The following is a 24,323-nucleotide window of genomic DNA, read 5'->3' on the forward strand; positions in this document are numbered from 1 at the left end:
GTATCTTCGGATCATCCTGCGGGCGGTCAATAACAATTCCCTTCCAAACCGATTACGATCCTCAAATGTGGCTCGACGGCTGGGCGATGCAAAGCGCGCCGCGCCGTCATGGTTCCGCCTGAGGCGAATACCCTGTCTATCAATACTCTGGAGAGTTACGCACATGCCCGTGCACGAAATCCGCCATCCGCTGATCCGCCACAAGCTCGGGATCATGCGCCGCGCCGACCTCAGCACCAAGAGCTTCCGTGAGCTGTCCCAGGAAGTGGGCGCGCTGCTCACTTATGAAGCGTCCAAGGACCTGCCGCTGGCGCCGGCCACCGTCGAAGGTTGGTGCGGTTCGGTGCAAGTCGAAAAGATCGCAGGCAAGAAGGTCACCGTGGTGCCCATCCTGCGCGCCGGCATCGGCATGCTGGACGGCGTGCTCAGCCTGATTCCGGGCGCCAAGGTCAGCGTGGTGGGCGTGGCCCGCAATGAAGAAACGCTGGAAGCGCATACCTACCTGGAACGCCTGGTGGGCGAACTGGACCAGCGCCTGGCGCTGATCGTCGACCCGATGCTGGCCACCGGCGGCTCGATGGTCGCCGCGATTGACCTGCTCAAGCGCGCGGGCTGCAAGGAAATCCGCGCCCTGGTGCTGGTCGCCGCGCCCGTGGGCATCGATACCGTGCTGGCCAAGCACCCCGACGTGCACATCTACACCGCGTCCATCGACGACGGCCTGAATGAACACGGCTACATCATGCCTGGCCTGGGCGACGCCGGCGACCGCATCTTCGGCACCACGCAGAAGACGGAATAGCGGCCGGGGTACGGCCACGAACAAAAAACGCCAGCCCGCAGGCTGGCGTTTTGCATTGGGCCCCCGGCCCCTCAGGCTGCCAGACGCTCCAGGCGTCCGTCCAGGTGCTGGCCGAACCACTGCAATTGCGAAGCCAATCCCGCCACTTCGCCCACGATCAAGAGCGCGGGTGAGCGGATCGCGTGTTCGGCGGCCAGGGCCGGCAGCTGTTCCAGCGTGCCCGAGAGCACGCGTTGCTCGGGCCGGCTGCCGTTCTCGATCAGCGCGAACGGCGTGTCGGGCGAACGGCCGTGGGCCAGCAGGCGGTCGGTCAGCAGATCCAGTTGCCCCACGCCCATGTAGAAGGCCAGGGTTTGCTTTTCACGGGCCAGGGCAGGCCAATCCAGGTTGTCCTCGTCTTCGCGGCAATGCGCGGTGACCAGGCGGACGGACTGGGCGTGTTCCCGGTGCGTCAGCGGGATGCCGGCATAGGCCGCACAGGCCAGCGCGGCGGTGATGCCGGGCACCACTTCATAACGCACGCCGTGCGCGCGCAGGTATTCCAGTTCCTCTCCGCCCCGGCCGAAGATGAAGGCGTCGCCGCCCTTGAGCCGCACCACGCGGCGGCCGGCGCGCGCGTGCTCGACCATCAGCCTGTGGATGCGGGCCTGGGTGGCGTTATGGTCTTCGCCGGGCAGCTTGCCGACCGATACGCGCTCGGCGTCGCGGCGCGCCAGCGACATGACGTCGGCGCTGACCAGACGGTCGTGCAGGATGACGTCGGCCTCGTTCAGCGCGCGCAATGCCTTCAGCGTCAGCAGGCCGGGGTCGCCGGGGCCGGCGCCCACCAGCACCACGCTGCCGGCGTCGGGCGTTCGCGGCGCCGCCAAGGCCCCCGCCAACGCGGCTTCGGCCTGGGCCGGCTGCTGCTGGCGCAGGAAGCCGGCCACCGGGCCGTCCAGCAGCCAGTCGTAGAAGCGGCGGCGCGCGCCCAGGTCGGGATGGCTGGCGCGGATGCGCTTGCGGTAGCTGGCGGCCAGTCCGGCCAACTGGCCCAGGGTATGGTCGAACAGCGATTCGATGCGTTCCCGGATGCGCCGCGCCAGCACCGGCGCCACGCCGGACGAGGAAATGGCGACGATGACGGGCGAGCGGTCGACAATGGAGGGCACCTGGAAGGACGACAGCTCAGGATCGTCCACCACGTTGCTGAAGATGCGCCGGGCACCGGCAGCCTCCGAGACGGCGGCGTTGGTCTCGCGGTCGTCGGTGGCGGCGACCGCCAGCCAGACTTCGTCGAGCCAGGCGGGATCGAATCGGCCGGACAAATGGCGGATGCGGCCTTCGGCGGCCAGCGCGGCCAGGGCGGGCGTCAGTTCCGGCGCTCCCACCAGCACGTCGGCGGAGGCTTCCAGCAGGGACAGCGTCTTGCGTTCGGCGACGGCGCCGCCGCCCACCACCAGGACCAGCCTGTCTTTCAAATCGGCAAAAATCGGGAAAAGCTTCATGAATGCCAGCCTCGGGCGTACCCGGCATAGTGTCGTTGGATCATAGGAAGGGGGCTTCATCCCCACAACTTTTGATTTCTTTGTTCCATATAACCAAAGCTTATTAAGTGGCCTTGCCCAGCCACGCGCTCATTTCCACGACCTCCCGCGCGACTTCGCCCAGCCTCTTCTGGCTTTGCATGGCGCGCTGGCGCAACAGGCCGTGGGCCTCATCCTCGGAAATCGCCCGCGCCTTCATCAGGATGCCCTTGGCCTTTTCCACCCATTGGCGGTCGGCCAGGCGCAATTGCGCTTCGCGCAGTTCTTCGCGCCGCGACTTCTCCATGGCGAAGCGCTCGATCGCCACCGTCAGCAGCGGCTCGATGCGTCCGGCAGGCACGTCGCCGACCACGTAGGCCGCGACGCCTGCGCGCAAGGCGCTGCGTATGGTTTCGCGATTGCCGTTGTCGGTGAACATCACGACCGGGCGGTCGCTGTGTTCGCTGGCCACGCATACGTTCTCCAGCGTGTCGCGGCCGGGGGCGTCGCTGTCTATCAACACCACATCGGGTGCAGCTTGGGCGATGGCGGCGGCCAGATCCATGTCCGGCGCCATTTCGGCCACGACATGTACGCCGGCTGCGGCCAGCGTTTGCCGCAGCGACGCCGCGCGTCCCTCGCCATCGTTGAGCAGCATGACCTTGAGCATGAGATTCCCCCTGATGCTTTCAGTCATGCAAGTTCCATGCCATCGTGTTGCGCCGCGCGGGCCGCCAGTCGCGCACAGCCGCGGAGCGCACTCCGCACGCGGATGGTGCACTGCCGCAGCCGGAGGTGCACCAAGTTGGGTCGCACCCTGTTTTCCGTCAACGCGGAGTGCGCGCCGATTGGCGAGGCAGCGTCAGCGGGGGCGCGGGCTGGCGGCCTTTCCGGCCATGTTTTTTTCTTTCTGGCACAGCGTTTGCTTCAGTGAAATCGGGCGGCCAACGAAGGTTGCCCGACGCAACGCGCCGCGACCTGCGGCAAGGGACAACGACGTTCCGCAGCGCCACCGGATGGGAATCCGGGGCGCGCGGGACGTTTTTTTTTGCCAGGAGCCATGCATGACGCCATCGACCCGTAGCCCCTCCACAGAAGCCGCCGCGGCCGGGGATCTCAGCGCCAACGCCGCACGCCGTAAATGGCTTTGCGGCACGGCGCGCGCGGTGGCCGGCGCCAGCCTGCTGTCGCTGGTCGATCCGCTGGTGCGTGCCGGCGCCTGGGCCGCCGGCACCGACGCGCCCGAGAAGACCGAGGTCAAGATCGGCTTCATTCCGCTGACCGACTGCGCCTCGGTCGTGATGGCTTCGGTGCTGGGCCTGGACAAGAAGCACGGCGTGACGATCACGCCGTCCAAGGAAGCGTCCTGGGCCGCCGTGCGCGACAAGCTCATGAACGGCGAGCTGGACATGGCCCACGTGCTGTACGGCCTGGTCTACGGCGTGCACCTGGGCATAGGCGGGCCGAAGAAGGACATGGCCGTGCTGATGAGCCTGAACCAGAACGGCCAGGCCATCACGCTGTCGAACAAGCTGCTGGCGGCGGGTGTGCGCGACGGCGAATCGCTGGCCAAGCTGATGGCGTCCGACAAGCGCGAGTACACGTTTGCGCAGACCTTTCCCACCGGCACGCACGCGATGTGGCTTTACTACTGGCTGGCGACCTACGGCATCCATCCCATGAAGGACGCCAAGGTCATCACCGTGCCGCCGCCGCAGATGGTCGCCAACATGCGCGTGGGCAACATGGACGGCTACTGCGTGGGCGAACCCTGGGGGGCGCGCGCCATCCTGGACAAGATCGGCTACACCGCCGTCACTTCGCAGGGCATCTGGACCGACCATCCCGAAAAGGTGCTGGGCACGAGCGCGGACTTCGTGTCGCGCCACCCGAACACCGCGCGCGCAGTCACGGCCGCCATCCTGGAGGCCAGCAAATGGATCGACGCCTCGCCCGCCAACCGCCAGAAAACCGCGGAGACCATCGCGGCCAAGTCCTATGTCAACACGGACGCGAGCGGCATCGTCGATCGCATGCTGGGCCGCTATGACGATGGGCTGGGGAAAAGCTGGACGGACGAGCACGCCATGCGCTTCTACGCCGACGGCGCCGCCAATTTCCCGTACCTGAGCGACGGCATGTGGTTCCTGACGCAGCACAAGCGCTGGGGGTTGCTGAAGGAGCATCCCGATTATCTGGCGATGGCGAAACAGATCAACCGGATAGACCTCTACAAGCAGGCCGCGCAGGCCGCTGGCGCGGCGTTGCCGGCCAGCGAGATGCGGACTTCGAAACTCATCGACGGCGTGGTCTGGGACGGCAGCAACCCTGCCGCCTACGCCGACGGATTCAAGGTCAAGGCCTGAGCGCCGATACGAAAGGGGCATGCAATGTCTGACGCAACGAGTATGAGCCGCGGCGATGAACTCCTCGCCCTCTGGCGCGAGCGCCTGGAATCCGCGTTGCGGGCCGTGGTGGGGCCCGTGGCGGGCTTCGCACTGTTTGTGCTGGTGTGGCAGGTGGTGGCGATGCGGATACCGGAGATTCCCACGCCAGGCGTGACCTGGCGCGCCGCCGTCGAGCTGTTTTCCGATCCGTTCTACGACAACGGCCCCAATGACAAAGGCATAGGCTGGAACCTGCTGGCATCGTTGCAGCGCGTGGCGGTGGGCTTCGGCCTGGCCGCGCTGGTCGGCATCCCCGCGGGTTTCGCCATCGGCCGCTATGCGGCGGTGCGGGCAATGTTCTCGCCCATCGTCAGCCTGCTGCGGCCGGTGTCGCCGCTGGCCTGGCTGCCTCTGGGGCTGCTGCTGTTCAAGGCGGCCAACCCGGCCGCCATCTGGGCCATCTTCATCTGTTCGATCTGGCCGATGATCATCAACACCGCGGTCGGCGTGGCGCGCGTGCCGCAGGATTACCTGAACGTGGCGCGGGTGCTGAACCTGTCCGAATGGAAGGTGACCACCAAGGTGCTGCTGCCCGCCGTGCTGCCCTACATGCTGACCGGCGTGCGCCTGTCGATCGGCACCGCGTGGCTGGTGATCGTGGCGGCGGAAATGTTGACCGGCGGCACGGGTATCGGCTTCTGGCTTTGGGACGAATGGAACAACCTGAAGGTGGAGCACATCGTCATCGCCATTTTCGTGATCGGCATCGTCGGGCTGCTGCTGGAAACCCTGCTGGTCGCCCTGGCCCGCCGCTACACCTATACCGAGGAATAGCACCATGAAGAAATACGTACGCATCGAGCGCGTGGGCCAGACGTTCAACACCCGCAAGGGCGCTTTCGTGGCACTGCGCGACATCGACCTGACCGTGGAGCAGGGCGAGTTCATTACGCTGATCGGCCATTCCGGTTGCGGCAAATCGACCTTGCTCAATCTCATCGCCGGCCTGACCCGCCCCACCAGCGGCGTGCTGCTGTGCGCGGAGCGCGAGATCACGGGCCCCGGCCCGGACCGCGCCGTGGTGTTCCAGAACCATTCGCTGCTGCCCTGGCTGAGCTGCTTCCAGAACGTGTACCTGGCGGTGGAGCGGGTGTTCGGCGCCAAGGAGAAGCGCCCGCAGCTGGTCGAGCGCACACGCGCGGCGCTGGACCTGGTGGGCCTGCTGCCAGCGCAGAACAAGCTGCCGCGCGAGATTTCCGGCGGCATGAAGCAGCGCGTCGGCATCGCGCGTGCGCTGGCGATCGAGCCGGGCGTGCTGCTGATGGACGAGCCCTTTGGCGCGCTCGACGCGCTGACCCGTGCGCACCTGCAGGACGAATTGCTGAAGATCGTCGCCAAGACGCACACCACCACCGTCATGGTCACGCACGACGTCGACGAAGCCGTACTGTTGTCCGACCGTATCGTGATGCTGACCAACGGCCCGGCCGCGACCATCGGCGAAATCCTGCCCGTGCCTTTGTCCCGTCCGCGCGACCGCGTACGGCTGGCCAATGACGCGGCCTATCTGGCGTGCCGGGCCGCGGTGGTCGACTTCCTGCATCGCCGCCATGGCAATCCCGAGCGCTCGCAGGCGGCGCTCCAGGCCAACGCGGCGCTGGATGCGGACCCGCAGCCGCTGGCCGAGGCCGGGGCGTCGCGCGCCGCCGCGTAGGGACCGCCATGGATGCGAAGCAGAAGCTGGTGGTGGTCGGCAACGGCATGGCGGGCATACGCACGCTGGAAGAGCTGCTGAAGCTGACGCCCGACCTGTACGAGATCACGGTATTCGGCGCCGAGCCGCATCCCAACTACAACCGCATTCTGCTGTCGCCGGTGCTGACCGGCGAACAGAGCTTGCGGGATATCGTGCTCAACGATGAGGACTGGTACGTCCGCCACGGCATCCGCCTGTTGTTGAACCGCAAGGTCGTGGGCGTCAACCGCGCCCGTCGTACCGTGCTGGCGGACGATGGGTCAGAGACGCCCTATGACCGGCTGCTGCTGGCCACCGGCTCGAATCCGTTCATTCTGCCGGTGCCCGGTAGTGATCTGGACGGCGTCGTCGCCTTTCGCGATATCGGCGACGTGAACCGGATGATAGAGGCGTCCTCGCGCTACCGGCACGCAGTGGTGATAGGAGGCGGCCTGCTGGGCCTGGAGGCCGCCAACGGCCTGGCCGCGCGCGGCATGGACGTGGCCGTGGTGCATCTGGGGGAAGCGCTGCTGGACAGGCAGCTGGACGGCGGCGCCGCGGCCATGCTGCGCCGCGGCCTGGAGGCGCGCGGCCTGAAGTTCCTGCTGGGGCGCCAGACCCGCGAGATCCTGGGCGGGGCCGACGGGCGGGTGCGTGCGCTGCGCTTCGCGGACGGCGCAGAAATTCCGGCGGACCTGGTGGTGATGGCGGTGGGCGTCAGACCCAACACGGAACTGGCCGAACGTTGCGGGCTGCATGTGAACCGCGGCGTGGTGGTCAGCGACACCTTGCAGACCTATGACCCGCGCATTTACGCGGTGGGTGAGTGCGTGAGCCATCGCGGCACCGCCTATGGGTTGGTCGCGCCCTTGTATGAGCAGGCGAAGGTGGCGGCCAACCATCTGGCGCTGCACGGCATTGGCCGCTACGAAGGCAGCGTGACGTCGACCCGGCTCAAGGTCACCGGCATCGACCTGTTTTCCGCCGGCGATTTCGCCGGAGGGCAACAGACCGAGTCGATCACGCTGGCCGATACGCCTGGCGGCGTCTACAAGAAACTGGTGATCCGCGACGACAAGCTGGTGGGCGCCTGCCTGTACGGCGACACGGCGGATAGCGCCTGGTATGTGCGCTTGATCCGCGAGGGCCGGCGCATCGGCGCATTGCGCGAGCGGCTCATGCACGGCGAAGGCGCGGCGGAGGAATAAGGGATGGACGCGCCCATGATTCGCCGGATCGATATCGCGGACGCAGCGCCGCAAGGCGTGCGCGAAGTGGCGTCGGTATGCTGCTATTGCGGCACCGGCTGCGGCGTGCGGGTGCAAGCGCGCGATGGCGCGGTGCTGCGCGTGCGCGGCGACGAGCAGCATCCCGCCAACCATGGCCGGCTCTGCAGCAAGGGCCTGGCGCTGGCGGACACGGTGCGGCGCGATGGCGCGCGTGTGCTGTCGGCGCAATGGCGCGAGACGCGTGCGCACCCCCGGCGCGCCATCGCGCTGGACCAGGCGCTGGATATCGCCGCGGCCAGGCTGGCCGACGCCATCGCGCAGCATGGCCCGGACGCGGTGGGCTTCTACCTGTCGGGGCAGTTGCTGACCGAGGATTACGCGGTCTTCAACAAGCTGGCTCGCGCGCTGGCCGGCACCAACAACATCGACACCAATTCGCGCCTGTGCATGTCCAGCGCGGTCTCGGGCTACAAGCGCACGCTCGGCGCGGATGCGCCACCGGCCTGCTACGAGGACCTGGACCTGGCGGACACGGTGCTGATCGCCGGCTCCAACATGGCCTATGCGCATCCCGTGCTGTTCCGGCGGCTGGAGGCCGCGCGGGCGCGGCGTCCTGGCATCAAGGTGATCGTCGCGGATCCGCGGCGCACCGATACCGCGGCCTTCGCCGATCTGCACCTGCAGCTGGCGCCGGGTACGGATGTGGCCTTGTTCCACGCCATGCTCAATGTCATGGAGCAGGAGGGGTTGCTGGACCACGGCTACATCCAGCGGCATACGGAAGGCTTCGAGCCTTTGATGGCGCGCGCGCGGCGGTACACGCCGCAAGCGGCGCAAGAGATCTGCGGCGTGCCGGCGGAGGACATCGTCCAGGCGGCGCGCTGGTTCGGCGCGGCCGGCGCGGCGCTGTCGCTCTACACCATGGGCTTGAACCAGTCGACCAGCGGCACCGACAAGAACGCCGCCCTGATACATCTGCATCTGGCGACCGGGCAGATCGGCAAGCCGGGGGCGGGGCCGTTTTCGCTGACGGGGCAGCCCAACGCGATGGGCGGGCGCGAGGCGGGCGGCATGGCCACGCTGCTGCCGGGCCACCGCGATCCCGCGTCGGCGGCCGACCGTGAGGCGACGGCCGCACTGTGGGGCGTGGACGCCTTGCCGCAGGCGCCGGGCGTCACCGCGCTGGAGATGTTCGACGCGGCGCTGGATGGGCGCATCAAGGTGCTGTGGATCGCGGCCACCAACCCGGCGCAGTCCCTGCCGGACCAGGCCCGGGTGCGCGCGGCGCTGGAGCGCGCCGACTTCGTCATCGTGCAGGAGGCGTATGCAGGCACCGAGACCCTGGCCTACGCCGACCTGGTGCTGCCCGCCGCGACCTGGCCCGAGAAGTCCGGCACCGTGACCAATTCGGAACGGCGCATCAGCCGGGTGCACGCCGCGATCGATCCGCCTGGCGACGCGCTGCCGGACTGGCGGCTGGCACAGGAGGTCGCGCTGCGCCTGGCCGCCCGCATAGCCCCGCCCAAGGCGGCGCTATTCGCCTACCGGGACGAAGGCGAGGTCTTTGCCGAGCATGCCCGCACGACCGCGGGCCGGGACCTGGATTACAGCGGGCTGGATTACGCGGCGCTGCATGCGCACGGACCGCAGCAATGGCCGTATCGGCAAGGGCAGGGTACTGCGCGCCTGTATGCCGATGGCATGTTCCCCACCGCCAGCGGACGCGCCCGTTTCTGCGATGTGGATTACCGCCCTGTCGCCGAAGCCGCTACGCCGGAATATCCGCTGCGGCTCACCACCGGCCGCTTGCGCGACCACTGGCATACCATGGCGCGCACATCCCTGGCCCGCGCGCTGACGCAGCATGTCGAGGAACCCTGGGTGTCCATGCATCCCGAGGACATGCGCCGGCTCAAGCTCGAAGCCGGCGCGCTGGCCATGCTGGCATCGCGCCGGGGTAGTGTGGTGCTACCCGTGCAGGAAGACGACTCGCTGGCAGAGGGGCTGGTGTTCCTGCCCATGCATTGGGGCAGCGCCTACATGGCGGGACATGGGGTCAACGCGCTGACCAATCCGGCCGCCGATCCTCTCTCGCGCCAGCCGGAACTCAAGCACAGCGCCGTGTCCGCCGAACCGGCCGGCCTGGCGTGGCAGGCTGCGGGCTGGCTGCAGGGCGACAGCGTCGTGTTGCGCGCGCGGCTGGCGCCCTGGCTGCGGCGCTTCGACTACGCGGTCGTGCTGCCGGCGGGCGCGGGTGGCGTGCGGATGCGTCTGGCAGCCCCCGCCGCGCCGTCGGCAGAGGTCCTGGATGCGATGGCGGATGCGCTGGACCTGCGCCTGCCCGACGTGGCTTTCGACGATCCCGCGCGCGGCCAGATGCGCAGGGTGAAGGTGGAGCAAGGCGCCTTGCGCGGCTTTCTGCTGGCAGGCGATCTGCGGGCGCAGGATACGCTGTTGTCCTGGGCCGGCGGCGGCGATGCGCCGGCCAGCGTGGCGGCGCTGCTGACCGGACGGATTGCGGGCGCGGTCCGCTCGCGCACGGTCTGCGTCTGCAATGGCGTGAGCGAGGCCGCGATCCTTGCCGGCATCGCCCGGGGCTGCGATCTGGCGGCCTTGAAGACTGCGCTGGGTTGCGGCACCGGCTGCGGTTCCTGCGTGCCGGAGATCCAGGCCCTGATCGGCCGCGCCGCGCGCGCCGCCGCACCGGCATAGCCGCCGCCAGCTTGGCTGCGGCCGACACGTTCCGACACGCGCCGCGTCTCGCAACCGGTGTAGTATCAAGCCAGCCATGCGCCAGGCGCGGGCGGTTTTTATCCGGATTCATGGAGTGGCTTGTGACGATGCGAAAAATGGCATCCCTGGTTTTTACGGTGGGCGCGCTGGGCGCGGCCGCTGCGGCGCAGGCCGGCGTGTGCGATGCGCAGTTCATGCATGACGGCGGCGCGGTGCAACTGACCGGCAGCGGCAATCTGGCGCTGGGCGCCGACCTTACTTTCGCCGAAGTTACAAAAAGCAATGGCGACAACTGCCGCGCGCGCGTGCAGGGCGTGGCCACGTTCAGCTATGCGGGCCTGCCCCCGGGCAAGTCCAAGCTGGATTACCTGATGACGGTCAAGGGCGGCCAGGCCACCTTCCTGCGCTATGCCTCCGCGGGCGAAGCGCCCAAGCCTTCCGAAGGCCAGTTCGACCTGCGCATGCTGGGTCTCTTCGCCTATGACGGCAAACTCAGCGCCGGCCAGAAATTGCCTGGCTCGTCGTTCCGCCTGAAGATCGGCAAGGAGGCGCCCGTCGGCGGCCAGCCCAGCACCACGGTGCGCATCGGCGAGAAAACCGTGGGGCAGAAGACTTCGGTGAGCACCGCGCTGGGCGCGCAGTCCTGCCATCCGATTACCTACACCCGCAATTCGGATCCCACCATGGCCACGTTCCAGGGCCTGACCATTCCCATCCCGGGCATGAACACCACCGTGACGGACTGGTACTGTCCGGCGATCAATCTGGTGATGAAGCAGGACATCGATCAGGGCGGCGTCAAATCCGCCGTTGAGATTACGCAAATCAAGTAGCACACCGTAGCAAGCGCGCCGTGTCTCCCGCATGGCGGCTGGTATGATGGTTCCGTCATTGACACACAACAGGAGCTCAAATAATGGCCACGAGAAAATCCGAAGAAGTCGCAAAAGAAAAACTCATCGACAGTGTCAAGTCCAGCCTGAATGACGCCGAAAGCCTGCTGCGCGAAGCTGCCAGCAGCACGGGCGACAAGGCCAACGAATTGCGCGACCGTGCACTGACGTCCCTGAAGCGCACGCGTGAAGCCCTGTACGAAGCGCAGGACGCCGTGCTGGAACGCGGCCGCAAGGCTGCCCGCGCGACCGACGACTACGTGCACGACAATCCCTGGCAAGCCATCGGCATCGCAGGCGTGACCGGCCTGCTGCTCGGCTTGCTGATCAGCCGCCGCTGATAGGGCAGGACATCCGGGCGGGCGGCGCGGGCGCAAGGCCGCGCTTCCCGCCCGGCGTCCTTCTCAGCCATGGGTCTACGAAAATCTGTTTTCGGCGTTGCCTCCAGCGTGGTCGGGCTGTTGCGCACGCGCCTGGAATTGCTGGCGCTGGAAGCAGCGGACGAAAAGGCGCGCCTGCTCAAGCTCTTGGGCATGGCGTTTGCTGCGCTGCTGTTCCTGACGCTGGCGGTGCTGGTCTTCACCGTCACGGTCGCGGTGGCGTTCTGGCCCACTGAAGACCGCTATCTGGCCCTGGGCCTGTTGGCGGGTTTCTACGGTCTGGTTGGCGTGGCCTTGCTGGTGGCGGTGCGCCGCGGGCTGGTCTACGGCGCGCCGCCGTTCGCGGCCACGCTCGAAGAGCTTGGGCGCGACGCCGAATTGCTGGATCGGGTGCGCGACGCGCAGGACGACGACGAAGCGCAGGCGCGCCGGCGCGAGGAGGGCTGAAGCATGACGAAAAGGTCTCCCACCGTCGACCGCGCCGTGCGCATCGAACTGCTGCGCGCCCGCGCCGCCATCGAACGCGAATCGCTGGCGCAGAGCATCGCGTCCACCGGACGCAAGCTGGAACCGGCCGCGCTCCTCAAGGGGCTGCTGCCGGGTCTGGCTTCCGGAGGCGCATCGCGCTGGGCCTTGCAGGCAATCAGCCTGGCGCGTCGCTATCCCATCGTCAGTTCATCGCTGTCCGCCATGATCATGCGCGGCGGCAAGCGCTCCAAGCTTCTGAAGATCGCCGGCGGCGCCTTTGTCGGCTGGCAATTGTTCAAGGCCTGGCAGAACTCGCGCCGTGATGATGATCCGTCAGGTGGGCAACGCTGAAGTTGCGGCCTTGTCCAATTAGAAACCCGCCATGAAGGCGGGTTTTTTATGATGCGAGCCTGGAACTCAAAGGCCCAGCTGCCCCCACATCTCATCCACCCGCTTCTTGACGTCCGCATCCATGGTGATGGGGGTGCCCCATTCCCGATTGGTCTCGCCGGGCCATTTGTTGGTGGCGTCCATGCCCATCTTGCCACCCAGGCCGGAGACCGGCGAGGCGAAGTCCAGGTAGTCGATGGGCGTGTTTTCCACCAGCAAGGTGTCGCGCACCGGGTCCATGCGGGTGGTCATCGCCCAGACCACTTCCTTCCAGTCGCGCGGATTGATGTCCTCGTCCACCACCACGATGAACTTGGTGTACATGAACTGGCGCAGGATGCTCCACAGGCCGAACATGACGCGCTTGGCGTGGCCGGCATACTGCTTGCGGATCGACACCACTGCCAGGCGGTAGCTGCAGCCTTCCGGCGGCAGGTAGAAGTCCACGATCTCGGGCAACTGGCGGCGCAGCAGCGGCACGAAGACCTCGTTGAGCGCCACGCCCAGCACGGCGGGCTCGTCGGGCGGCTTGCCGGTGTAGGTGGAGTGGTAGATGGGATTGCGCCGCATCGTGATCCGCTCCACCGTGAAGACGGGGAACCAGTCCTGCTCGTTGTAGTAGCCGGTGTGGTCGCCGTAGGGACCTTCCAGCGCCATTTCGTAATCGGTGTTCGGCGGCGGGTTGACGCCTTCGGGCACGACGGGTGCGATGGCGCGCGGGTCGGATGACGGCAGCAGGTGGCCTTCCAGCACGATCTCGGCCCAGGCCGGCACGGACAGGTCGCTGCCCTGCGCCTTGGCAACCTCGGTGCGGGATCCGCGCAAGAGGCCGGCGAACTGATATTCGGACAGGCTGTCGGGCACCGGCGTGACCGCGCCCAGCGTGGTGGCGGGGTCGGCGCCCAGGGCCACGGCGATGGGGAAGGGCGTGCCGGGATGCGCCAGGGCGTGGTCGCGGAAATCCAGCGCGCCGCCGCGGTGCGACAGCCAGCGCATGATCAGCTTGTTGGGGCCCAGCAATTGCTGCCGGTAGATGCCCAGGTTCTGGCGGCGGGCGTTGGGGCCGCGCGTGATCACCAGGCCCCAGGTCAACAGCGGCGCCACGTCGCCGGGCCAGCAGGTCTGGATCGGCAGGCGGTTCAGGTCGACGTCCTTGCCTTCCCAGACGATTTCCTGGCAGGCGGGGCTTTTGACGTTCTTGGGGCTCATGTCCCACAGCGCGGACTTCAGCATCGAGACCTTGGCCAACGCATCGCGCAGGCCCTTGGGCGCTTCGGGCTCGCGCAGCGAAGCGAGCAGTTCGCCGATGTCGCGCAGGGCGCTGACGTCGTCGGCGCCCATGCCGCGGGCGACGCGGGCCGGGGTGCCGAACAGGTTGGCCAGCACCGGCATCTGCGCCGTCTGGCCATTGTGCTGCGCGTTTTCGAACAGCAGGGCAGGGCCCTCCGCACGCAGGACGCGGTCGGATATTTCAGTCATTTCCAGCCGGGTGGACACCGGCGCAGCGATGCGTCTGAGCTCGCCCATGCGTTCAAGTTGGGCGATGAAGTCTCTAAGGTCGCGGTATTTCACTACAGATCCCAGCTATTTGGTTACATATTGGGTAGACAGAGAGGTTAACATTGACTCCCTCTTTTTAACGCAGGAGGTTTTATGCCCGATGCGTCAGTGGCCAGCCTGTTCCGAAGCCTGGCCCAAGGAGTGCACCAATATCTTGCCGAGTCCCTGCGCATCTGCTCCGTTTATCTGGGCATTGCGGTCATTGTGACGGTAAGCATGGGATTCGCCCTGCCTGGTTTGCGCGACCAGGCATTGCAAGTGCACAAAGCCTTGTTGACCGCCCTAGCGCCTACATCCATGCAAACCGGCACCGAATCCGAAGCCGGTTCCGAACTGGGTTCCGACATGTCGTCGGCAATTGCCATGGCCGTTCCTTCTGCTCCCGCCAGCAATGCCACCGGCATGCTGGGGCCCGCCCGTGTCGCGCCTGCGGCGCCCAAGCCCGTTGCGATGAGCGCCACTGGCCCGCAGGCGGAAGCCTTGCGCAACTATATTTCGCGCAAGTACAAGGTCGCGTATGACGCCACCGGCCCGCTGCTGAACACCGTGTACAAGGTAAGCCGCGAAAAGAAGCTGGACCCGCTGCTGGTGCTGGCCGTGATCGCAATCGAGTCCCGCTACAACCCGCTGGCCGAAAGCCACGTGGGCGCCCAGGGACTGATGCAGGTGATGACCAGCGTGCACCAGGATAAATTCGACGCGGTCGGCAAGACCGCGCTGGACCCGGCCGCAAATATCGGGGTCGGAGCCACGATCCTGCGCGATTGCATCAATCGCCGCGGCTCGGTCGATGGCGGCCTGGCATGCTACGTCGGCGCCACGGGACCGGACGACAACGGCTACGGCGCCAAGGTGCAGGCGGAACGCCGCCGCCTGGCGCTGGCCTCCGGAATCGCGCTGGCGCGCGACTGATTCCCGTCCTGGCCTGAATGCAAAGCGCGTCCCTAGGGACGCGCTTTGTTTTTCGCGGTTTGGCTGTCGGACTCAGCCCTGCAGCAGCCGGCCGATGCGGGCGACGGCCTCTTCCAGACGGTCCAGGCCCGTGGCATAGGAAAAGCGCATGGTGTGCTTGCCGTGGGCCGGACCGAAGTCCAGGCCCGGCACCGCGGCCACGCCGGCCTCCAGCAGCAGGCGCTGCGAGAACGCGGCGCTATCCATGCCCAGGTTGGCGATGTCGGCATAAATATAGAAGGCGCCGTCGGGCTTCACCGGCACCTGGATCCCCATGCGCTCGAATTCCGGCAGCAGGTAGTCGCGGCGCTGCTTGAAGGCCTCGCGGCGGTGCTCGAAGGTCTTCATTGCTCCTGGCTGGAAGCAGGCCAGCGCGGCATGCTGGGCCAGCGTGGGCGCGCAGATCGCCAGGCTGGCGGCGATTTTCTCCACCGGCGCCACCATGTCCTCGGGCACGATCATCCAGCCCAGGCGCCAGCCCGTCATGTGGAAGTACTTTGAGAAGCTGTTGATGACGATGACGTCGTCGTCCAGCGTCAGGGCCGAGCGCGGCTGGCCTTCATAGGACAGTCCCAGGTAGATTTCATCGACGATGGCGAAGCCGTCGCGGGCGCGGACCTGCGCCAGCAGCTCGGCCAGCTCGCCATGGTCGATGGATGTGCCGGTAGGGTTGCTGGGCGAGGCGACCAGCACGCCCTGGGTGGCGGGCGTCCAGTGGCTGGCCACGTCCTGCGCCGACAGCTGGAAGCGCTTGGCCGCCGTGCTGGGGATCAGGCGCGGCACGCCGCCCGCCGCCAGCACGAAATTGCTGTTTGCGGGGTAGGACGGATCCGGCATCAGCACTTCTCCGCCCTGGTTGACGAGCGCCGCGCAGGCCAGCGTCAGGGCGCCGGAGGCGCCCGCGGTGACGATCACGCGAGCCGGGTTGATCCTGGCGCCGAACTGCTCGTGGTAGAACTGGGCAATGGCCTCGCGCAGCGGCGTCAGGCCGGCCGAGGGGCTGTAGCCGCTGAGGCCGGCGCGCGCCGCGCGCTCCAGTGCTTCCACGACCTGGGGGGGCGCGGTAAAGTCCGGTTCGCCGATGCCCAGGCTGATAATGTCCTTGCCGGCCGCCTGCAGCGCTTGCGCCTGCTTGAATAGTTCCATTACCTGGAAGGTCAGGAAGTCATTGGTGCGATGGGCAAGGCGGGGCATCGGATTCTCGAAGGCGTTTGTAGCGAAAAAGGAATTGTAGTCATGCAGCCATCCCGGCGCGCTTTCCTCCTGGGCCGTCGTCCGGCCCGCAGCCCGTGGTCGGCCTTCATGGAGCGGTTGAGCCTGCTCTGTCAGGGATCTGTCCGAGATTCGGGCGAGGCGGGAGAGGGCGGCCCGCGGGGCCTGCTGACGCCGGCGCGCGACGCGGATGTGGCGCACGCGCGCACGCTGTGCGCCGAGTACCGCGTGACGCTGGCGCTGGCGGGCGCCGAAGGGCCTTTCGAGACCGTCCATGGTCCGCTCCTCACGGTGGACCCGTCCGCCATGACCGGCCTGGTGCGCCTGTCCGGCGAAACCGGGCGCTGGCGCGCGCAGCCGGGCACGCCGCTGGCGATGTTGGCGCAGGCCGGGCTGCGCCAGTTCGCCGGCCTGCCCGGGGGCTTGACGCTGGCTGCATGGCTGGCGGCCAAGGCCCACTGGCCCGCCGGGCGCTGCGCCGACTCCGGCGTGGTGGCGCTGGACGTGATGCTGGCTGACGGCATAGAGGAAACGTTGGGGCCGTTCGGCGAGTCGGACGTCCAGCCCTTGCGTTCCGCCACCGTGCAGCGCCTGGTGCCGGCGCTGTTCCAGCTGGCGTCGGGGGGGGACGCCTTCGCCACCCGGGACGGCGAGCATTGGCTGGGCCGCTACCGGCTGGACGCGCTCAAGCCGGAAGCGCCCGCCACCGTCAACCTGGCGCATCTGCTGCTGGGGCACGGCGGTACGCTGGCCTGGGTGCAGTCGGTGACACTGGCAGACGCCGGGCCGGCGCCGCACGCTCCTGCCTGCCCGAACGAGCCGCCGGGGCTGGCTACCACCCGCCTGGACTCTCGGGTGAAGGCCCTGTTCGATCCCGATGGACGTTTTCTCTCATTCCACATCGCGGAATAGCGACAATTTGTAAGCCAGCGCTAACATGGGACGAGCCCGCTTATCCAAGGGGCAGGCGGGCATTGCCGAGGTATCGCGGCGCCCGCCATCGGAATAGAATTCCCCCCTTTCGTGTCACACACTCTAGCCAGTAGCCGCCCCTATGGATGCCAATCTCCGCAAAGCCGCCCTTGAATATCATGAGCTTGGACGCCCCGGCAAAATCTCGGTCACGCCGACCAAGCAGCTCACCAACCAGCGGGACCTGGCCCTGGCGTACTCGCCTGGCGTGGCGGCGGCCTGCGAAGAAATCGTGGCCGATCCGGCCAATGTGTACCGCTACACGGCGCGCGGCAACCTGGTGGGCGTGATCACCAACGGCACCGCGGTGCTGGGCCTGGGCAACATCGGCGCATTGGCTTCCAAGCCGGTGATGGAAGGCAAGGCGGTGCTGTTCAAGAAGTTCGCCGGCCTGGACGTCTTCGATATCGAAATCAATGAGACCGACCCGGACAAGCTGGTCGAGATCATCGCGGGCCTGGAAGCCACCTTCGGCGGTATCAACCTCGAAGACATCAAGGCCCCGGAGTGCTTCACCGTCGAGCGCAAGCTGCGCGAGCGCATGAAGATCCCCGTCTTCCACGACGACCAGCACGGCACCGCGATCTGTGTGTCCGCCGCCTTCATCAACGGCCTGAAGGTCGTGGGCAAGGACATCAAGCAGGTGAAGGTGGTGACCTCGGGCGCAGGCGCCGCCGCGCTGGCCTGCCTGGACCTGATGGTGGACCTGGGCCTGCCGCTGGAAAACATCTGGGTCACCGACATCGAAGGCGTGGTCTACGAAGGCCGCACGGTGCTGATGGATCCGGACAAGGCGCGCTTCGCGCAAAAGACCGACGCCCGCAAGCTGGCCGAAGTGATCCAGGGCGCCGACGTGTTCCTGGGCCTGTCGGCGGGCGGCGTGCTCAAGCCGGAAATGGTCGCGGCCATGGGTCCGCGCCCGCTGATCCTGGCGCTGGCCAATCCCACGCCCGAGATCCTGCCGGAACTGGCGCAGTCGGTGCGCGACGACGTGGTCATGGCGACCGGCCGTTCGGACTATCCGAACCAGGTCAACAACGTGCTGTGCTTCCCGTACATTTTCCGCGGCGCGCTGGACGTGGGCGCCACCACCATCACCCGTGAAATGGAAAAGGCGGCGGTGTACGCCATCGCCGAGCTGGCGGAAGAAGAGCAGAACGAAGTCGTGGCCGCGGCCTACGGCACCTTCGATATTTCGTTCGGCCCCGAATACCTGATCCCCAAGCCCTTCGATCCGCGCCTGATCGTGCGCATCGCCCCGGCGGTGGCCAAGGCCGCGATGGAAGGCGGTGTGGCGACGCGTCCGCTGGCGGACCTGGAAGCCTACGAAGAGCAGCTGCAGCAGTTCGTGTACCACTCGGGCGCCTTCATGAAGCCGCTGTTCTCGGCGTCCAAGCGCATCGTGCGCGAGGGCGGCCCAGCGCGCATCGTGTTCGCTGAAGGCGAAGACGAGCGCGTGCTGCGCGCGGTGCAGGTGATCGTCGATGAAGGCCTGGCCCGTCCCATCCTGGTGGGCCGTCCGTCGGTACTGCTGACCCGCATCGAAAAGCTGGGCCTGCGGTTGCGCCTCGGAGAAGACGTCGAAGTCACCAATCCCGAATACGATGAACGCTTCCACCAGTACTGGACCACGTACTGGGAGCTGATGTGCCGCCGCGGCATCACCAAGGAAATGGCGCGTGTGGAAATGCGCCGCCGCATGACCTTGATCGGCGCGATGATGGTGCGCCTGGGCGACGCCGACGGCATGGTCTGCGGGTCGGTCGGCGCCTACCATGATCACCTGCGCTTTGTGGACGAGGTCATCGGCCGCCGTCCCGGCCACAACGTGTATGCCGCCATGAACATCCTGCTGCTCAACGAGCGCACGGTGGTGCTGGTGGACACGCACGTCAACGATGAACCTTCGGCCGAGCAGATCGCCGAATTCACCATCGCCGCCGCCAACGAGATGCGCCGCATGTACCTGGCGCCCAAGGTCGCGCTGCTGTCGCGCTCGAATTTCGGTTCGGGCAGTTCGGCCTCGGGCGCGAAGATGCGCCGCGCGCTGGAACTGGTGCGCCAGGCCGCGCCGGAACTCGAGATCGACGGTGAAATGCACGGCGACTGCGCGCTGGACGAAGCGCTGCGCATGCGCATCCTGCCGTCGTCCACGCTCAAGGGTCAGGCCAATCTGCTGGTGTGCCCGAACGTGGACTCGGGCAACATCGCCTACAACCTGTTGAAGACCGCCGCAGGCAGCAACGTTGCGGTGGGTCCGTTCCTGCTGGGCGCCAACGCACCGGTGCACATCCTGACCTCCAGCTCCACCGTGCGCCGCATCGTCAACATGACCGCGATGACGGTGGTCGATGTCAATACGCCGCGTTGACGTGACGCCACCCGGTCCGGCGTGCCCGCGCACGCCGACCGGCCTGGTCCTGACCGGAGGCGGCGCTCGCGCCGCCTATCAGGTGGGCGTGCTCAGCGCCATCATGGAATTGCTGGATCCGGACTGGCATTCGCGTTTCCAGAATCCCTTTCACATCATCTGCGGCACGTCCGCCGGCGCCATCAATGCCGCCGCGCTGGCCTGCCGCGCCGACCGGCCCCATCTGGGCGTGCGCCGCATCCGCCGGCTGTGGTCTTCCCTGAATACCGACATGATCTACCGGGCCGACGCGCCCGGCCTGATCCGTACCGGCGTGCGCTGGCTGGGCCTGCTGTCGCTGGGGTGGATGTACTCGGGCCTGACGCGCAAGCGGCCCCATTCGCTGCTGGACAACAGTCCCATGCAGGCTCTGCTGGAGCGGGTGCTGGACTTCCAGCATCTGCGCACCAACCTGGAAACCGGCGCGCTGTCGGCGTTGGCGATCACGGCCTCGGGCTACACCAGTGGCGAGCACCTGACCTTCTACCAGGCGCACACGCCCATCGAGCCCTGGCACCGCTATCTGCGCCTGGCGTTGCCCACGCCCATCGGCATCGACCACCTGATGGCTTCGTCCGCCATCCCCTTCGTCTTTCCGGCCCGGCAGGTGCAGGTGCACGGCAAGGGGGAGTGGTGCGGCGACGGTTCGATGCGCCAGCTCGCGCCCATCAGTCCGGCCATTCACCTGGGCGCGCATCGCGTGCTGGTGATCGGCACGGGTTTCCGCGACGAAACCCACCCGGAAAACCGCGAAGACTCGCCGCCTTACCCGTCGCTGGCCCAGGTCGGCGGGCATGCGCTGGCCAGCATCTTCCTGGACGGCCTGTCGGCCGACGTCGAGCGCCTGGAGCGCATCAACTTCCTGATGGATCAGTCCGGCCCGGAAGGCGCGCAGTACGGGCATGCGCGCCGCATCGAGGTCCTGACGATCACGCCCAGCCAGTCGCTGGACGTCATGGCGCTGGAACATTTGCAGGATATGCCGGCCCAGGCCCGTGCTCTTTTCCGCGTACTCGGTGTATCGTCCGATCCAGACCGTCCCGGCGGCGGTTCGCTGATGTCCTACCTCTTATTTGAATCCAGCTACACCAAGCGATTGATTGAACTGGGTTATGCCGATACGATGCAGCGTAACGACGAAGTGATCGCCTTTTTCAAGGGGGCTCAGGCATGACGCGCAATGGCCAATCTACTCTGCAGCGGCAACTGATGCGCGGCGGTGCGCTGGCCCATGACGGGCTGGACAAGAAGGCCGTGGTGGACGCCGCCCATGAGCTTGGCCTGGCCCTGTTCGTCGCCAATTGCGATCCTGCCCGCAGCCGTTCCGCGGTGTTGCGCGCCATCGTCAAGGCAGTGGATTTCCCCGAATACTTCGGCGGCAACCTGGACGCCCTCTACGACTGCCTGTGCGATACCGTGCTGGACCACAAGACCGGCGTGGTGCTGTGGCTGTACAAGCTGCATTCGGGCGATCCGGCACTGGAAGAAGACTCGGGCCGCATCGAAACCGTCTGCTCCGACGCGGCCGATTTCGCCCGCGAAAACGGCCGCGTTTTTTCGTATGTCATCGAACACGCCGGACGCCATCCGGACCCCGAGCCCGGGGTAGCGGCAGCGCCCTACGGCGAAGACCACTGACCCGGCCGTTCTACCAGGCCAATAGCGCGCTGGCCGCTGACAGCAGCGCCAGCCCCGCGGTTTCGGTGCGCAGCACCCGGGGGCCGAATCGCACCGCCTGCACGCCCGCCTCGCGGGCCTGGGCCAATTCCTTGTCCGACCATCCTCCTTCCGGCCCCACCAGCAGGGTCAGCGCCTGCAGGCCGGGGGCGGCCCGCAGCGCGCCGGCAAGATCGTCCTGCGCTTCCGGGTGGCACAGCAGGCGCAGGCCGTCCGCGGGCTGCTGCAGCCATTCGGCCAGGGTGAGCGGCGCGTCCACCGCCATCAGCCGGTTGCGGCCGCATTGTTCGCTGGCGGACTGCGCGATGCGCTGCCAATGCGCCACGCGCTTGTCCAGCCGGGCGCCCGACAGTTGCAGCACGCTGCGTTGGGCGGCGATGGGGCTGACGCGCGCGGCGCCCAGCTCCACGGCCTTTTCCACCACCCAGTCCATCTTGTCCCCGGAAGGCAGGCCCTGCACCAGGGTGACGCGTCCGCCCAGTTCGGCCTCGCGCGGCAGGAATTCGCCCAACTGGGCAAAACCAGCCTTGCCTTCCACTTCGAGCGTGGCGGGATACTCGCCGCCCTGGCCGTTGAACAGCGCGACGGCCTCGCCCGCGCGCAGGCGCAGCACGCGCAGCGCGTGGTGCGCCAGGGCTTCGGGAAGCGCCACGCGGGCGCCGGTACTCATGGGGATATCGCAGAAGAAGCGGGGGGCTGACATAAATGTGCGAGAACTGATTTGATGTGGAGAAGGATACTTTTGCCGCCGGGCCGTCCCAAGGCAAAAACGCCCCCTTGGGGGGCAGCTAGCCCGCGCAGCGGGCGCGGCGTGGGGGCACTTGTCCTCAGAAAGCTAGCCTAGCACGGGCCGCCTTATGGCCGATGGCGTCGGGGAAACCCCTGGATGCTAAAATCCCATGCTTCGCAACCTACTCAACTGGCCCCTATTTTGACCGTAGGCCCGCCAGCTTCAAAGAGCCTTCCGAATGAGCAATCCGACCGCCCCTAAACTTGCCTTGGCGGATGCCATCCGCGCCCTCGCGATGGACGCCGTGCAACAAGCGAACTCCGGGCACCCGGGTGCTCCCATGGGCATGGCGGAAATCGCCCAAGCCCTGTGGGCCGGCAACCTGCGTCACAATCCCAAGGATCCCGCCTGGGCCAACCGCGACCGCTTCGTGCTGTCCAATGGCCACGGCTCGATGCTGATCTACGCCTTGCTGCACCTGACCGGCTACGACCTGCCGATCGAAGAACTGAAGAATTTCCGCCAGCTGCATTCCAAGACGCCGGGCCACCCCGAAGTGGGCATCACCCCGGGCGTGGAAACGACCACCGGTCCGCTGGGCCAGGGCCTGGGCAATGCCGTGGGCATGGCGCTGGCCGAAGCGCTACTGGCTGCTGAATTCAACAAGCCCGGCCACACCATCGTCGACCACCACACCTACGCCTTCACCGGCGACGGCTGCCTGATGGAAGGCATCTCGCATGAAGTCTGCTCGCTGGCTGGCACGCTGAAGCTGGGCAAGCTGGTCGTGCTGTATGACGACAACGGCATTTCCATCGACGGCCACGTGGAACACTGGTTTGCCGACGACACCGCCAAGCGCTTCGAAGGCTACGGCTGGAACGTGATCCGCGGCATCGACGGCCATGACGTCGCCGCCGTGGACGCCGCCATCAAGGCCGCGCGTTCGCAATCGGAAAAACCCACGCTGATCGTCTGCCGCACCGTCATCGGCAAGGGTTCGCCCAACATGGCCGGCACGCACAACGTGCACGGCGCGCCGCTGGGCAAGGACGAGATCGCCGCCACCCGCGCCGCGCTGGGCTGGTCGTCGGAACCGTTCCAGATTCCGCAAGACATCTACGACGGCTGGGATGGCCGCAAGCAGGGCGCCGCCGCCCAGGCTGAATGGCAGTCGGCGTTCGACGCCTACGCCGCCGAATTCCCCGCCGAAGCCGCTGAATTCAAGCGCCGCATGAAGGGCGAAATGCCCGCCGGCTACGCCGAACAGTTCAAGGCGTTCCTGGACGCCACGCTGGAAAAGGCCGAAACCGTCGCCACCCGCAAGGCGTCGCAGTTCGCCATCACCGCGCTGGCGCCGCTGCTGCCGGAAATGCTGGGCGGCTCGGCCGACCTGACCGGTTCCAACTTCACCGACTGGAAGGGCGTTGCCGCCGTCCGCGCCGGCGACAAGGGCATCCAGTTCGGCCGCCACATCAACTACGGCGTGCGCGAATTCGGCATGGCCGCCATCATGAACGGCGTGGCCCTGCACGGCGGCTACCTGCCGTTCGGCGGCACGTTCCTGACGTTCTCCGACTACTCGCGCAACGCCATCCGCATGGCCGCGCTGATGAAGCAGCGCGTGGTCCACGTGTTCACCCACGATTCCATCGGCCTGGGCGAAGACGGCCCGACCCACCAGTCGATCGAGCACGCAGCCAGCCTGCGACTGATCCCCAACCTGTCGCTGTGGCGTCCTTGCGATACGGCTGAAACCGCCGTGGCCTGGAACGCGGCCGTGACGCGCCCGACCAGCATCGGCATGGACGTGCACGACGGCGGCCCGACGGCCCTGTTGCTGTCGCGCCAGAACCTGCCGTTCGTGCAGCGCGACGCCGCCACCGTCGAGGCCATCGCCCGCGGCGGCTATGTGCTGCGCGATGCCGAAGGCGCCCGCGCCGTCATCATCGCCACCGGCTCGGAAGTCGCCATCGCGCTGGACGCGCAAGCGCAGCTGGCCAAGGACGGCATCGCCGTGCGCGTGGTCTCCATGCCCAGCACCGACGTGTTCGACCGCCAGGACGCCGCCTGGAAGCAATCCGTGCTGCCCAAGGGCCTGCCGCGGGTGGCCGTCGAAGCCGGGGTTACCGCCTTCTGGCACAAGTACGTGGGCCTGGAAGGCGCCGTCGTCGGCATCGACCGCTACGGTGAATCCGCGCCGGCCGGCGCACTGTTCAAGTTCTTCGGGCTGACCGCCGACAAGGTGGCCGAGACCGTCAAGCAAGTTTTGTAAAAAGGAGCTTAGTC

Annotated in this window: 20 protein-coding genes and 1 pseudogene; 16 read left to right on the top strand and 5 right to left on the bottom strand. The window is 67.2% G+C overall.

Features of this window, described 5'->3' with window-relative positions; all coding sequences use genetic code 11:
• Positions 1 to 163 precede the first annotated feature (163 nt).
• Positions 164 to 802, top strand: coding sequence for a uracil phosphoribosyltransferase (gene upp / locus IB268_RS07220; protein ID WP_054451547.1), 639 nt, complete (start codon positions 164 to 166; stop codon positions 800 to 802).
• 71 nt (positions 803 to 873) lie between these two features.
• Here the strand turns inward: upp and cysG are convergent, their stop codons facing one another.
• A complete protein-coding gene (gene cysG, locus IB268_RS07225; RefSeq protein WP_192354024.1) occupies positions 874 to 2,289 on the bottom strand; it encodes a siroheme synthase CysG in 1,416 nt (471 codons plus the stop codon).
• Between the two features lie 103 nt (positions 2,290 to 2,392).
• Positions 2,393 to 3,004, bottom strand: a complete 612-nt coding sequence (locus IB268_RS07230; protein ID WP_225588907.1) for an ANTAR domain-containing response regulator — start codon at positions 3,002 to 3,004, stop codon at positions 2,393 to 2,395.
• 367 nt (positions 3,005 to 3,371) lie between these two features.
• Here IB268_RS07230 and IB268_RS07235 point away from each other — a divergent pair, with 367 nt between their 5' ends.
• The 9 genes and pseudogenes from IB268_RS07235 to IB268_RS07275 all read left to right on the top strand — a co-directional run bounded on the left by IB268_RS07235 (position 3,372) and on the right by IB268_RS07275 (position 12,483).
• Positions 3,372 to 4,673: a CmpA/NrtA family ABC transporter substrate-binding protein gene (locus IB268_RS07235; protein ID WP_175163578.1), complete on the top strand. Its 1,302-nt coding sequence runs from the start codon at positions 3,372 to 3,374 to the stop codon at positions 4,671 to 4,673.
• Positions 4,674 to 4,697: 24 nt separating this feature from the next.
• Positions 4,698 to 5,528 carry a nitrate ABC transporter permease gene (gene ntrB / locus IB268_RS07240; protein ID WP_054451543.1) on the top strand — a complete coding sequence of 277 codons (831 nt, stop codon included), beginning with the start codon at positions 4,698 to 4,700 and terminating at the stop codon, positions 5,526 to 5,528.
• 4 nt (positions 5,529 to 5,532) lie between these two features.
• A complete protein-coding gene (locus tag IB268_RS07245; RefSeq protein ID WP_125473315.1) occupies positions 5,533 to 6,408 on the top strand; it encodes an ABC transporter ATP-binding protein in 876 nt (291 codons plus the stop codon).
• Between the two features lie 8 nt (positions 6,409 to 6,416).
• A pseudogene (locus IB268_RS07250) lies at positions 6,417 to 7,619 on the top strand (NAD(P)/FAD-dependent oxidoreductase); the annotation flags it as partial.
• Positions 7,620 to 7,640: 21 nt separating this feature from the next.
• On the top strand, positions 7,641 to 10,370 hold the full coding sequence (locus tag IB268_RS07255) for a nitrate reductase (RefSeq protein ID WP_192354025.1): 2,730 nt from the start codon (positions 7,641 to 7,643) through the stop codon (positions 10,368 to 10,370).
• Between the two features lie 128 nt (positions 10,371 to 10,498).
• Positions 10,499 to 11,224: a hypothetical protein gene (locus IB268_RS07260; protein WP_082400762.1), complete on the top strand. Its 726-nt coding sequence runs from the start codon at positions 10,499 to 10,501 to the stop codon at positions 11,222 to 11,224.
• 83 nt (positions 11,225 to 11,307) lie between these two features.
• A complete protein-coding gene (locus IB268_RS07265) occupies positions 11,308 to 11,625 on the top strand; it encodes a YqjD family protein (protein WP_013395739.1) in 318 nt (105 codons plus the stop codon).
• A 69-nt stretch (positions 11,626 to 11,694) separates the two neighbouring features.
• Positions 11,695 to 12,111, top strand: a complete 417-nt coding sequence (locus IB268_RS07270) for a phage holin family protein (RefSeq protein WP_054451540.1) — start codon at positions 11,695 to 11,697, stop codon at positions 12,109 to 12,111.
• Between the two features lie 3 nt (positions 12,112 to 12,114).
• Positions 12,115 to 12,483: a hypothetical protein gene (locus tag IB268_RS07275; protein ID WP_175212462.1), complete on the top strand. Its 369-nt coding sequence runs from the start codon at positions 12,115 to 12,117 to the stop codon at positions 12,481 to 12,483.
• A gap of 66 nt (positions 12,484 to 12,549) precedes the next feature.
• Here IB268_RS07275 and ubiD read toward each other — a convergent pair whose 3' ends face one another.
• Positions 12,550 to 14,094, bottom strand: a complete 1,545-nt coding sequence (gene ubiD, locus IB268_RS07280; protein WP_192354026.1) for a 4-hydroxy-3-polyprenylbenzoate decarboxylase — start codon at positions 14,092 to 14,094, stop codon at positions 12,550 to 12,552.
• An 81-nt stretch (positions 14,095 to 14,175) separates the two neighbouring features.
• Between ubiD and IB268_RS07285 the strand changes: the two genes are divergently transcribed.
• Positions 14,176 to 14,994: a lytic transglycosylase domain-containing protein gene (locus tag IB268_RS07285; RefSeq protein ID WP_054451537.1), complete on the top strand. Its 819-nt coding sequence runs from the start codon at positions 14,176 to 14,178 to the stop codon at positions 14,992 to 14,994.
• Positions 14,995 to 15,066: 72 nt separating this feature from the next.
• On the opposite strand, the gene IB268_RS07290 is transcribed toward IB268_RS07285, so the two are convergent.
• A complete protein-coding gene (locus IB268_RS07290) occupies positions 15,067 to 16,227 on the bottom strand; it encodes a pyridoxal phosphate-dependent aminotransferase (protein WP_054451536.1) in 1,161 nt (386 codons plus the stop codon).
• Between the two features lie 42 nt (positions 16,228 to 16,269).
• Here IB268_RS07290 and IB268_RS07295 point away from each other — a divergent pair, with 42 nt between their 5' ends.
• The 4 genes from IB268_RS07295 (at position 16,270) to IB268_RS07310 (ending at position 21,265) form a co-directional block, all read left to right on the top strand.
• Entirely contained in the window at positions 16,270 to 17,157 is an 888-nt protein-coding gene (locus tag IB268_RS07295) for an FAD-binding protein (protein WP_175181906.1), read from the top strand.
• 142 nt (positions 17,158 to 17,299) lie between these two features.
• Positions 17,300 to 19,588 (top strand): NADP-dependent malic enzyme, encoded by a 2,289-nt coding sequence (locus tag IB268_RS07300; protein WP_175162117.1) that lies wholly within the window; start codon positions 17,300 to 17,302, stop codon positions 19,586 to 19,588.
• Complete coding sequence (locus IB268_RS07305) at positions 19,569 to 20,801, top strand: patatin-like phospholipase family protein (protein ID WP_225591303.1); 1,233 nt, start codon at positions 19,569 to 19,571, stop codon at positions 20,799 to 20,801. Before IB268_RS07300 ends, IB268_RS07305 begins: the two co-directional genes overlap by 20 nt.
• Positions 20,798 to 21,265, top strand: a complete 468-nt coding sequence (locus IB268_RS07310; RefSeq protein ID WP_054451534.1) for a barstar family protein — start codon at positions 20,798 to 20,800, stop codon at positions 21,263 to 21,265. The genes IB268_RS07305 and IB268_RS07310 overlap by 4 nt, the downstream gene beginning before the upstream one ends.
• Positions 21,266 to 21,275: 10 nt before the next feature.
• Here the strand turns inward: IB268_RS07310 and IB268_RS07315 are convergent, their stop codons facing one another.
• A complete protein-coding gene (locus IB268_RS07315) occupies positions 21,276 to 22,007 on the bottom strand; it encodes a 16S rRNA (uracil(1498)-N(3))-methyltransferase (RefSeq protein WP_192354027.1) in 732 nt (243 codons plus the stop codon).
• 265 nt (positions 22,008 to 22,272) lie between these two features.
• Between IB268_RS07315 and tkt the strand changes: the two genes are divergently transcribed.
• Positions 22,273 to 24,309 (top strand): transketolase, encoded by a 2,037-nt coding sequence (gene tkt / locus IB268_RS07320; protein WP_054451532.1) that lies wholly within the window; start codon positions 22,273 to 22,275, stop codon positions 24,307 to 24,309.
• Positions 24,310 to 24,323 lie beyond the last annotated feature (14 nt).

The organism is Achromobacter sp. ACM01, assembly GCF_014851745.1.
Taxonomy (GTDB): domain Bacteria; phylum Pseudomonadota; class Gammaproteobacteria; order Burkholderiales; family Burkholderiaceae_B; genus Achromobacter; species Achromobacter aegrifaciens.

Coding starts and splice junctions, on each gene's coding strand:
- upp (WP_054451547.1), top strand. CDS start 164: ATGCCCGTGCACGAAATCCGCCATCCGCTGATCCGCCACAAGCTCGGG.
- cysG (WP_192354024.1), bottom strand. CDS start 2,289: ATGAAGCTTTTCCCGATTTTTGCCGATTTGAAAGACAGGCTGGTCCTG.
- IB268_RS07230 (WP_225588907.1), bottom strand. CDS start 3,004: ATGACTGAAAGCATCAGGGGGAATCTCATGCTCAAGGTCATGCTGCTC.
- IB268_RS07235 (WP_175163578.1), top strand. CDS start 3,372: ATGACGCCATCGACCCGTAGCCCCTCCACAGAAGCCGCCGCGGCCGGG.
- ntrB (WP_054451543.1), top strand. CDS start 4,698: ATGTCTGACGCAACGAGTATGAGCCGCGGCGATGAACTCCTCGCCCTC.
- IB268_RS07245 (WP_125473315.1), top strand. CDS start 5,533: ATGAAGAAATACGTACGCATCGAGCGCGTGGGCCAGACGTTCAACACC.
- IB268_RS07255 (WP_192354025.1), top strand. CDS start 7,641: ATGGACGCGCCCATGATTCGCCGGATCGATATCGCGGACGCAGCGCCG.
- IB268_RS07260 (WP_082400762.1), top strand. CDS start 10,499: ATGCGAAAAATGGCATCCCTGGTTTTTACGGTGGGCGCGCTGGGCGCG.
- IB268_RS07265 (WP_013395739.1), top strand. CDS start 11,308: ATGGCCACGAGAAAATCCGAAGAAGTCGCAAAAGAAAAACTCATCGAC.
- IB268_RS07270 (WP_054451540.1), top strand. CDS start 11,695: ATGGGTCTACGAAAATCTGTTTTCGGCGTTGCCTCCAGCGTGGTCGGG.
- IB268_RS07275 (WP_175212462.1), top strand. CDS start 12,115: ATGACGAAAAGGTCTCCCACCGTCGACCGCGCCGTGCGCATCGAACTG.
- IB268_RS07285 (WP_054451537.1), top strand. CDS start 14,176: ATGCCCGATGCGTCAGTGGCCAGCCTGTTCCGAAGCCTGGCCCAAGGA.
- IB268_RS07290 (WP_054451536.1), bottom strand. CDS start 16,227: ATGCCCCGCCTTGCCCATCGCACCAATGACTTCCTGACCTTCCAGGTA.
- IB268_RS07295 (WP_175181906.1), top strand. CDS start 16,270: ATGCAGCCATCCCGGCGCGCTTTCCTCCTGGGCCGTCGTCCGGCCCGC.
- IB268_RS07300 (WP_175162117.1), top strand. CDS start 17,300: ATGGATGCCAATCTCCGCAAAGCCGCCCTTGAATATCATGAGCTTGGA.
- IB268_RS07305 (WP_225591303.1), top strand. CDS start 19,569: ATGTCAATACGCCGCGTTGACGTGACGCCACCCGGTCCGGCGTGCCCG.
- IB268_RS07310 (WP_054451534.1), top strand. CDS start 20,798: ATGACGCGCAATGGCCAATCTACTCTGCAGCGGCAACTGATGCGCGGC.
- IB268_RS07315 (WP_192354027.1), bottom strand. CDS start 22,007: ATGTCAGCCCCCCGCTTCTTCTGCGATATCCCCATGAGTACCGGCGCC.
- tkt (WP_054451532.1), top strand. CDS start 22,273: ATGAGCAATCCGACCGCCCCTAAACTTGCCTTGGCGGATGCCATCCGC.